Below are 9,814 nucleotides of genomic sequence, written 5' to 3'. Positions count from 1 at the left end.
GTGCTGCCGCGCCTATCATTCTACAGTGTACCGCACCATTTCCCAAAACAGTGGTTTCGGGTTGTAAGTGAGCGGGGAGACGGGGGGACGGGGGGACGGGGAGACGGGGAGTAAGGAGGATTTAAACTCTATCTACCTCCTACACTCCCCACACCTCCCACACCCCCACCCGACTTCTCTTTCCAAACCACTAGCATCGACAGAGTAAAATAAGAGATGGCGAGTTAATTCAAATGTAAATTACATGAATTGGTGGCAACAATTAAAACAAAATGGACTAGCAAGAGCGGGCGCGATCGTTCTAATCTTGATGTATCTGTCGGTCATCGCTGCCGAATTTGTGGCTCCATACAATCCTTACGGATCGCAAGATGATGGCTCACTGCTACCACCCACCGCCATCCACTGGACGAATCCGCAAGGTAGCTGGATTGGAGCGCATGTCTACCCAACGACTCAAGGTCGCACGGATATTAATACAGGCGATCGCTTACTCAAAATCGACACCACGAAACCATCTCCCATTAACTTATTCGTACGCGGCGATAAGTATCAGTTATTTTCACTTAGTATTCCCCTCATCCCCAAATTCGATCCGACTACCAGTAAAAAAAGCAAAGATAAAGCCCCTGTTGTCAAGACCAAAACCGACGCTCAAGAACTAAAAATCTTCGAGGGGATTACCTGCGATTGGCACTTATTTGGAACCTCAGGCGCGGGTAAATTAAATTTACTCGGTACTGACGAGCAAGGTCGAGATCAATTCAGTCGAATCGTCTACGGGGGTAGAATCAGCCTGTTTATCGGTCTGATTGGTGTTTTGATATCTTTTCCCATCGGGATGATTTTAGGCGGAATATCGGGCTATTTTGGTGGCTGGATCGATGCAGCCATTATGCGAGTTGCCGAAGTTTTAATGACATTACCAAGTCTGTATCTATTAGTCGCCCTAGCTTCAGTATTACCCGATCGAGTCAGTAGTTCGCAACGCTTTTTATTAATTATCATCATTACTTCGTTTATTAGTTGGGCGGGACTGGCGCGAGTCATTCGCGGTCAAGTCCTATCGATTAAAGAACGCGAATTCGTCCAAGCCGCACGCGCGATGGGGGCGAAACCTTTATATATCATCCTCCGCCATGTAATTCCCCAGACAGCTACTTATGCAATTATTTCAGCAACTCTCGCAATTCCGAGTTTTATTGTCTCCGAGTCGGTTTTGAGTTTGATTGGATTGGGCATTCAACCGCCAGATCCATCGTGGGGAAATTTACTTTCGGTGGCAACCAATACCTCGATCCTCATCTTTCAACCCTGGTTGATTTGGCCGCCAGCACTATTAATCATTCTTACAGTTTTATCGTTTAATCTGCTCGGCGATGGCTTACGCGATGCCCTCGATCCTCGCAATTTACAAATATCTTCCAGTAAGGTTGAAATTTAATATGGCATGGGGTTCAGAGCAATTGAGCGAATTAAGGAAGTACATCATATCAGTATTATTAATTGGTTTAAGCAAGCGCATTAAAGAATATCTCTTCAATCGCCCTCAATAGAGATCGGGTAGGAATAATTCATGCATTGCCCCTACCAGATTTTATGTTTAATTCATCGATTCTAAATAGTCCCGAACCCGATTGCGGCGTTTGGGTTGGCGGAGTTTTTGTAAGGCTTTAGATTCAATTTGGCGGACGCGTTCGCGAGATAATTCTAATACTCGTCCGATATCGGCTAGAGAATGCGCCTGATTGTATCCTAATCCAAACCGGAGACAGATTACTTCCCGCTCTCGATCGGTTAAATCTGCTAGCAGTTGCACGAGTTCGCCTTGAAGAGATTCGCGCATCATCAGTTGTTCGGGGGTGACTTCATCAGCTTCGAGCAGATCTCCCAATTCCGTATCGCGATCTTTACCGACCTTGACATCTAATGATACCGATCGCGGGACGCGCATTAACACTTCTTGCAATTGTACCAAGGTCATATCTAAAGCCTTGGCGACATCTTCGAGTCTGGGGGGTCTGCCCATCGTGAGACTCAATTCGCGTTGAACTTTTTTGATTTTATTGAGTTTTTCGGTAATATGGACGGGCAGGCGGATATTCCGACTTTGAGTAGCAATGGCGCGAGTAATTCCTTGACGAATCCACCAGTACGCATAGGTACTAAACCGATAACCTTTAGTCGGATCGAATTTATCGACCGCACGCTCTAAACCCATCGTGCCTTCTTGAATTAAATCGAGCAGTTCTAAGCCGCGATTTTGGTATTTTTTAGCGACAGAGACAACCAGCCGGAGATTGGCTTCGATCATGTGCTCTTTGGCGCGGGTACCAGCCAATTGCAGGGCATCGATTTCGGCAACTGGGATGTCTGCGAGTTCTGCCCATCTTTGTTTGCCAGCAGCCAATCTCGGCTTGAGTTCGGCTAGCGAAATTCCAGCGGTGCTCGCCCAGCGTTCGAGGGAGGGGCGATGCCCTAATTGAGCTGTTAACCGATCGTGAATTTCGATCGATTCAACGTATTGTAAAATAACGACATCGTTACTCTTGCCCAACCGCACTTGTTCGGCGGCATCATTTCGCAATTCGAGTAATTGGACGTAACGCTGGACGACTTTGGCTTCGGAAATTTCTTCATCCCGCATCAGCAGGCGAACTTTGCCAATTTCTTGCAGATATAGCCGAACTAAATCTTTGCTGTAATAAATATTCTTCGCCGCAGCCGGAACTACGGTACTATCGAGATCTTCTTCTTCATCAAACAATTCGGGCAAAGATGTTCGCAGATTTTCTTCGTCCATGTCTATGCCGCCAAGATCCAGCTCTGAGGCTGACTCGTCATATTCTACTGATTTATACAAGGATTTACTCGGCATAGACTCTTATGGGGTTGCTCGACAAAATTGGAGATGTGAAAAATTTAGATTCTACTGTTGTCGGTAAAATTTTTAGTCGATCGAGATAACTCTGCGACCGATATGCCTATCATTCCCACCTTTGCCCCTAGATCCCTCATTTCGAGACTAGTTTCTTATAACATTTGCCAATTGCCCGATCGCGTGCTAGCTTACTTCCGTTACTCACACTAAAAAGACACAGACAACCAATGTCTGTGCCGCTGGAAATCGCACTTCTGCAATTACTTCCTTCCCACACCAAATAAATAGACGATTGAGATCTTTGATTTCGATACTTTATCGTACGATAAAGTATCGAACATCCACTATCCACTCTGGATATCTAATCGATACTCAAGATCCAAGTACCGACATAGCGAGCGACGGGAAATTCTGCACTACTTTTAACCTGACAAGTAAAGTAATACATGCCACCACCGTCGGGATTTTGAACGTTATTGAGCACAACGTTGATATCGCCTTTGGTTTTGATCCTTTGGGCGAGATCGATTTCCAGGGTTTGAGCTTCTCGATTCCACTGTACCGACTGCACGGGAATCGCTTTATCGCCGACGAAGACTTCTACCGCTTTGTCGTCAAATTTACCTTTGTAGTAGTCGGGATAGGTAATTTGAATTTGCGCCGCGCCCAGACGGTTGATTTTTGAGCCAGGAATGGTGAGCCGATAGCGATCTGTCGAGTTACGGTTGCCAGAATCTAGGCGATAACTAAGCTGATTTGACGGATCGACACCACTGAACAATGTAAATCCTGGCAAGCTATCGGCTCTTGTGGCGGTGGGGGCAACTGCAACCAGGCAACCAGCTAAAGCGAGAATCGGCAATAATTTTGCTGTCTGAATATTCAACATCTGTACTCTCCAGTAAATCTGGCACTTTTAAGAATGTGTTTCTTAAATTTACTCTTAATTTAAGAATAATTAACTAATATTTAAGAAAATTAGTCAAAGAGTGAGATAATTAAGCTACCTAGATAGTTACACGTTCTACTTACGATCGGCTAAATCGTAGATCTGTAACGTTATCGTTGGCGGATTCACATTGGTACCTAGAAGCTCAAAATAATTCAGCAACTTAGCTGATGTAATTGCCATATCACTAAGCGTAAGATGTCGTTATTTTTAGGTAAAACTAGATTGAAGATCGCATTCAGTCTAGCTGTTTGCACAAAAATAAGCGTTCCGGGCGATGCCAGGGAACGATCGACCATACTGTTTCTCTAAAGACGATTTCGTACCCTAATTTCTCATACAATCTCCGACCGCGATCGTTATTGCCCATGACATGCAAGTACAGCTCTGTATGCCCCCAAGCTGTAGTCAGTCGTTCGCAGTCGTGCAATAATCCCTGCGCTATACCCAGCCGTCGAAAATCTCGACTGACTGCTAGATTAGAAATATAAACATACCGATGCGGTGTGGGTTGGCGATAGTTGGTAGTCCGCATTCCAACTTCGATCGTGCCGATTACTTGCGATTTGCCACGATCTGTATATGCAGCAATCGAGCAGACTTGTTGCTGTTGCTTGCCATTACTAGAGCCAGAAACGATATTGCTGCGGAGGCGATGGCGTAAATCTTCAGCAATTCCGAGTTTGAATAAAGGTGTGAACCAGCCCATCCAACCGCGATCGAAATGAAAACTACGAGTGATGATATCCGCGACGCAATGTATTTCTTCTTCTCGCACGGCACGAATCTCAACATGATGGGGATCGAGATCGAACGTCTGAGCGATATTTGCGATGTTTGCGGTCATATCTAAATTATTCACAGGTTGCGCCCAGTTCCAAATTCACCACAATGTCGAGCAACTCGACGATCGATTTTGTTAATCGAGATCTTAACTATTTAGATTAGTAGTGAGTCGATCTACAATTAGAACTGACAAGTTTAGAATACTTATTCTCCATCATAACCCATTTAGCCGATCGTGCAGGCGATCGAGGTAATCCTTTGGCATCTCCACTCGATCGTCAATCTCCACTCGAACCGAAAACATCCACCGTCAATGGCGCGTATCCTCGCAAACCACCAATCGTATTGGTGGAAACTGCGTTCTTGGCTAGTGCGACTAGTTTACTATGGTTGTTGAGTTATTATTTGCCCAGCATCCCTGTCTTTAAAATCTTTTTTCCGATTCCGATCGCGTTAATCTATTTACGTTGGGGTAACCGCGCGGGATGGATGACGGCATTAGTTTCTGGTTTATTATTGTCCGTATTAATGGGGCCAGCCCGCAGTATATCATTTGTCATTCCCTACGGATTAATCGGCGTACAATTGGGGGCATGTTGGCGACGACGCGCAAACTGGCTGACATCAATTTCGCTGGGTGCATTACTTGAATGTCTGGGGGTATTCTTTCGGTTTTGGTTGACTTCGCTATTGTTGGGTGAAGATCTGTGGCTGTATACGATGGCGAGGATTCGCGACTTATGCGAGTGGGTGTTCGTACAGTTAGGCATTCTCGCAGAGCCGAGTTTATTAGTCATTCAAATTGTCACGATCGTGTTAATTTTAGTCAGTAATTTCCTCTACTTATTTGTCGTTCACTTAGTCGCGCTGTTAATGTTCGAGCGACTCGGCAATTCCATTCCTAAACCACCAGCATGGGTAGATACATTATTGGATCTCTAGGCTTTAGTGGATAGTGAATAGTGAATAGGTTTTGGAACTGCGTTCCGATCCTCTCCCCGTCCCCCCGTCCCTCGTCCCCTTGCTCAAAATCCAGCCATGCTCTAGAATCTCTAGGCTGCTTTAGTTCTCCTTGGGGCTGTTTTGCAGCGACTCGTGCTGACAGAGCCAGCACGAGATCGATGGATTGCTAAATTTGATAAATTATATATACACATATGGATCTGGCTACTAAATACATGTATTTGTATGGAGCTGGCGGACACTCAAAAGTCATCACAGACATTCTCAACAGCCTAGACATCGAAGTCATCGGCATGTTTGATGACAACCCGCCCGATGCTAAATTCAAAGGCATGGAGATCCGCGATGGCATCCGCTTATTAGGTGAAGGTTTCCCCAAATTAGATGCGCCGTTAATTATTAGTGTTGGTAATAATGCCCGCAGATCGGAATTAGCTGACTTAATCGATGCCAATTACGGTACTGCAATTCACGGTACGGCAATTATTTCGGCTAAAGCGAAAATCGGTGTTGGTACTGTTGTATTGCAAGGTGCGATCGTTCAAGCTGGGGCAGAAATCGGAGCGCACGTACTCGTAAATACTGCCGCCAGTATCGATCATGATAATATTATCGGCGATTATGCTCATGTCTCTCCACATGCAACTTTATGCGGTCATGTTAAAGTCGGTGAAGGCACGCATATCGGAGCTGGTGCGGTAGTCATTCCTAGCATCAAGATCGGTCGCTGGTGTACTGTTGGCGCGGGTGCTGTTGTGATTAGAGATGTGCCAGATTATGCAACGGTTGTAGGCAATCCTGCTAGGATAATTAAATTTCGCGAACCTTCCCATTAATCGCTAAAACCACTACGCTGTTAGCAAATTAGCTAGCTAGGTATCAATCTGGAGCTTAGTAGTAACTCAAGACAGGCTGGGAATAAGATCGATGATTTAGCGGATCTCAATTAATAAAAGAAAGGTTAAGATTATATTGACTTAAGATTTAATTCTCCATGCGAGTAATTCTGCCAATAAAAATAATTAACTATCGATCGAGCTGGGAGATTATTCTAGACTACTAAGTAGTAACTGGGATCTAGTTTGAGATCGATCGGCAATAACTTTAAATTTTAATCCAACTTTTATAAATGTCTATCATGCAACATTCGATTTCAACCTTGCAACCTGACTCCCAAGCAGCTCGGTTCCAATCGGGAAAATGTTATGACTTGGCAATTATTGGAGCTGGAATTTCATCGGCATATACATTAATTCACTATCTCTCGTTAGTAGAACAGCAATTTACTAACAGCGAGGCTCGGTTGAATCCAGTGTTCCCAAAACAACCGCTAAAAATCGTCGTTACCGAGAAATATGGCGAATTCTGGACGGGAATTCCCTACGGAAGTCGATCGGGCAAAACAGCATTATTAATTTCACCACTAATCGAATTTATTCCTCAAGCAGCAGAACGCGAACATTTTATCGAATGGCTGAATGCAAATCGCGAGTGGTTATTCGATCCGCAAGAATATAGTCGCGGCGAACTTTCGCATCAATGGTTGCAAGCAAATGCGGCAGACATGGCACAAAATTGTTGGGATGACTTATTTATTCCTCGACATGTATTTGGATTGTATCTCCAGGAAAGAGTTTCGCAAACAATCCAATCGGCAGTTAGTAAAGGATGGATCGAGATCGATACAATTACCGCCGATGTTTGGGATGTACGACAAGATCGAGATTTATATCGAGTAGATTTGACGACAACAGAAGGCGATACTTATTTTACAACCGAAAAACTAGTTCTAGCGATCGGGAGTCCGCCAAATGTCGCCTTTGCAAAACCTGTTAACGAGCTGGAGACAGATGCTTGCTACATCGATAATATGTACGAGCCATCGTTAGATGCTAATCTCGATCGAATTTGTAAGTCTTTAGCACATCAACCCCACCGACAAGTATTAATGGTCGGCTCGAATGCTGGTACGCTAGATACACTTTACAGTATCAATAATTCTAAAGTCGCTGCCGATTTAATCGATAAATTTATCATCTTATCGCCGAATGCCGCCTTTCCCCACCGGATTAGTCGCGAAGTTCCAGTTCTAAATTATACGCCCCAACATCTGGTCGGATTATTAAAGTCGGAAATCTTTACCGCCAAACAAATCTTTGAAGCAGTGCGATCGGATGTCGCTGATGCTACTGCCGCAAATATTAATATCTCGGATATTTATAGCGATATATCTAAGGTGACAATGCAGGGGTTAAATCGCCTGAATGTTGAGGAACAAGCGCAATTTGTCTTTATCTATGCCGTCGAAATCGGTAAATTACAACGGCGTGCTGGTGGCGAATATTTAGATGTAGTTGGCAAGGCGATCGAGCGCGATAAGCTAGAATTTATTAAAGGTAAATTTGTCAGTTCCACGATCGATGAAGTAGGTAATTTAGCCTGTGAATACATCGATGGTGAAACTTGCCAACAGCAAACAATTAACGCATCCATCGGCGCGATTATTAATTGTGCTGGTTTCCAAGATGTCACTAAATCATCATCACTCCTGATCCAAAACTTGATTAAAAGAGAAATCTGCATTCCCAATCAATCTGGACGCGGATTTACAATCGATAAAAACTTTGAAGCTAGCAAAAACTGTTATGTAATGGGGCCGCTGGTTGCCGGAAATATTGATGGTAGCTTGAGAATCTGGCACGCTGAAAGTTGTCAGAGGATTATTGGTTTATCTCAACACTTAGCATCGGTACTAATGCCACCCACGCCAGCAGCCAATATCGATCGTGAATATTATGAGCCAACTCTTGCCAATACGATCGAAATCTAAGTTAGACTCGATCGCAGGGATGCGGATCGGCAAGAGCATCTGCCGTGGAGAATCGATCGATGCAATCTGGTAGTGAAATTATAATTGTCGGTGGTGGTGTTATTGGCTTGGCTACCGCGATCGAATTGCGTCTGCTCGGCGCGGAAGTGACAATTTTATGTAAAGATGTCAACGCTGCCGCAGGTAGAGCCGCAGCGGGCATGTTGGCACCGCAGGCAGAACGAATTCTCCCTGGAGCGATGCTCGATTTATGCTTGAAGAGTCGCGCGTTATATCCCGAATGGATTCGCAAAATTGAAGCCATATCGGGGGTAGATGCTGGATATTGGCAATGTGGAATTTTAGCACCTTACTATACCGCCAGCGCGCTTGGTGACGACTGGTTGGACGATCGATCGATCCAGCAACGTCAATCTGGGCTGAGTACATCTGTCGTCGGCGGTTATTGGTATCCCGCCGATGGGCAAGTAGATAACCGCGCTTTAATGCAATCTCTGGCGATCGCCAGTCAAGCTCTGGGGATACAATTTCAGGATGGGGCAGAAGTAAATACCATCCATCGAAAAAATGGACGAGTAACTCATCTCACCACCAATTGCGGCGATATGTCCGCACAGCATTATATTCTCGCCACGGGTGCTTGGTCGCAACAACTCCAAGCTATTCCCACCGTCCCCAGAAAAGGGCAAATGCTATCGGTATCAGTTCCGCCCACGCCAACCGCCGATTTACCCCTGCAACAGGTATTGTTCGGCGAAGAAATCTACATTGTGCCGCGTCGCGATGGCAAAATTATCATCGGTGCGACAACAGAAGATGTCGGCTTTGAAGCCTGTAATACCCTCAAAGGTGTCAAGCAATTGATAACAAATGCGATCCGGTTATTTCCACCGCTCCAATCTTGCTCCCTGCATGAAACATGGTGGGGATTTCGCCCAGCTACACCGGATGAAATGCCCATTCTCGGTACGAGCGCGGATGCCAATTTAACTCTAGCTACCGGACATTATCGCAACGGAATTTTATTAACACCAATTACGGCTCGCTTAATTGCCAATCTCGTCTGGCATCAGCAAGCCGATAATTTACTAGCCGCCTTTAGCTGGCAACGGTTTGACCCGGTTTGATTTTTAAAAACCTTTTAGTTGGATCGAAGCTTGCACTGATTGCGTCCAGTTTTTAGACCTCATCCCACATTGGCATCGATCGTTCGATCGATCGATGCCAATGTGGGATGAGGTCTAAAATGCTGTCATCGATATCTCATAGTGCGAACCGAAGGCGCACCAAAGAGTGAGTCCCTTAGAAAGACTCCAGCCTAGTAGTCAAAGACTGTACCCGCCCAAAGGTGCGTTGCTGGTAACGGCAATGTATCACAGCTAGAGGGTTAAGTGTCTGTTGCAAA

General features: G+C 45.1%; 8 protein-coding genes and 1 pseudogene. 6 read left to right on the top strand and 3 right to left on the bottom strand.

Features of this window, described 5'->3' with window-relative positions; translation table 11 throughout:
* The first annotated feature begins 244 nt into the window (after positions 1-244).
* Both RMO79_RS07905 and RMO79_RS07900 read left to right on the top strand, forming a co-directional pair.
* Positions 245-1,444, top strand: coding sequence for an ABC transporter permease (locus tag RMO79_RS07905; RefSeq protein WP_310482569.1), 1,200 nt, complete (start codon positions 245-247; stop codon positions 1,442-1,444).
* Between the two features lie 3 nt (positions 1,445-1,447).
* A pseudogene (locus tag RMO79_RS07900) lies at positions 1,448-1,519 on the top strand (IS1 family transposase); the annotation flags it as partial.
* Positions 1,520-1,603: 84 nt separating this feature from the next.
* Here RMO79_RS07900 and sigC read toward each other — a convergent pair.
* From sigC to RMO79_RS07885, 3 genes are all read right to left on the bottom strand, one after another.
* Entirely contained in the window at positions 1,604-2,878 is a 1,275-nt protein-coding gene (sigC, locus tag RMO79_RS07895) for an RNA polymerase sigma factor SigC (protein WP_310482568.1), read from the bottom strand.
* Positions 2,879-3,242: 364 nt separating this feature from the next.
* On the bottom strand, positions 3,243-3,770 hold the full coding sequence (locus RMO79_RS07890) for a DUF2808 domain-containing protein (RefSeq protein WP_310482567.1): 528 nt from the start codon (positions 3,768-3,770) through the stop codon (positions 3,243-3,245).
* 298 nt (positions 3,771-4,068) lie between these two features.
* The gene (locus RMO79_RS07885) at positions 4,069-4,677 is read right to left on the bottom strand and encodes a GNAT family N-acetyltransferase (protein WP_310482566.1); all 609 of its coding nucleotides are present in this window, start codon (positions 4,675-4,677) and stop codon (positions 4,069-4,071) included.
* Positions 4,678-4,874: 197 nt separating this feature from the next.
* On the opposite strand from RMO79_RS07885, the gene RMO79_RS07880 reads away from it, so the two are divergent.
* The 4 genes from RMO79_RS07880 (at position 4,875) to thiO (ending at position 9,536) form a co-directional block, all read left to right on the top strand.
* Positions 4,875-5,558 (top strand): DUF2232 domain-containing protein, encoded by a 684-nt coding sequence (locus tag RMO79_RS07880; RefSeq protein ID WP_310482565.1) that lies wholly within the window; start codon positions 4,875-4,877, stop codon positions 5,556-5,558.
* A gap of 215 nt (positions 5,559-5,773) precedes the next feature.
* On the top strand, positions 5,774-6,415 hold the full coding sequence (locus RMO79_RS07875; protein ID WP_310482564.1) for an acetyltransferase: 642 nt from the start codon (positions 5,774-5,776) through the stop codon (positions 6,413-6,415).
* A 302-nt stretch (positions 6,416-6,717) separates the two neighbouring features.
* Complete coding sequence (locus RMO79_RS07870; protein WP_310482563.1) at positions 6,718-8,409, top strand: FAD/NAD(P)-binding protein; 1,692 nt, start codon at positions 6,718-6,720, stop codon at positions 8,407-8,409.
* 59 nt (positions 8,410-8,468) lie between these two features.
* Positions 8,469-9,536: a glycine oxidase ThiO gene (gene thiO / locus RMO79_RS07865; protein WP_310482562.1), complete on the top strand. Its 1,068-nt coding sequence runs from the start codon at positions 8,469-8,471 to the stop codon at positions 9,534-9,536.
* The last annotated feature ends 278 nt before the right edge of the window (positions 9,537-9,814 follow it).

The organism is Chamaesiphon sp. VAR_48_metabat_403, from assembly GCF_031422475.1.
GTDB lineage: Bacteria > Cyanobacteriota > Cyanobacteriia > Cyanobacteriales > Chamaesiphonaceae > Chamaesiphon.
This window is presented reverse-complemented; position numbering and strand designations above follow the sequence as displayed.

Excerpts from the sequence above, each read along its gene's own strand:
- RMO79_RS07870 (WP_310482563.1), top strand. The coding sequence starts at position 6,718 with ATGCAACATTCGATTTCAACCTTGCAACCTGACTCCCAAGCAGCTCGG.
- sigC (WP_310482568.1), bottom strand. The coding sequence starts at position 2,878 with ATGCCGAGTAAATCCTTGTATAAATCAGTAGAATATGACGAGTCAGCC.
- thiO (WP_310482562.1), top strand. The coding sequence starts at position 8,469 with ATGCAATCTGGTAGTGAAATTATAATTGTCGGTGGTGGTGTTATTGGC.
- RMO79_RS07885 (WP_310482566.1), bottom strand. The coding sequence starts at position 4,677 with ATGACCGCAAACATCGCAAATATCGCTCAGACGTTCGATCTCGATCCC.
- RMO79_RS07890 (WP_310482567.1), bottom strand. The coding sequence starts at position 3,770 with ATGTTGAATATTCAGACAGCAAAATTATTGCCGATTCTCGCTTTAGCT.
- RMO79_RS07875 (WP_310482564.1), top strand. The coding sequence starts at position 5,774 with ATGGATCTGGCTACTAAATACATGTATTTGTATGGAGCTGGCGGACAC.
- RMO79_RS07905 (WP_310482569.1), top strand. The coding sequence starts at position 245 with ATGAATTGGTGGCAACAATTAAAACAAAATGGACTAGCAAGAGCGGGC.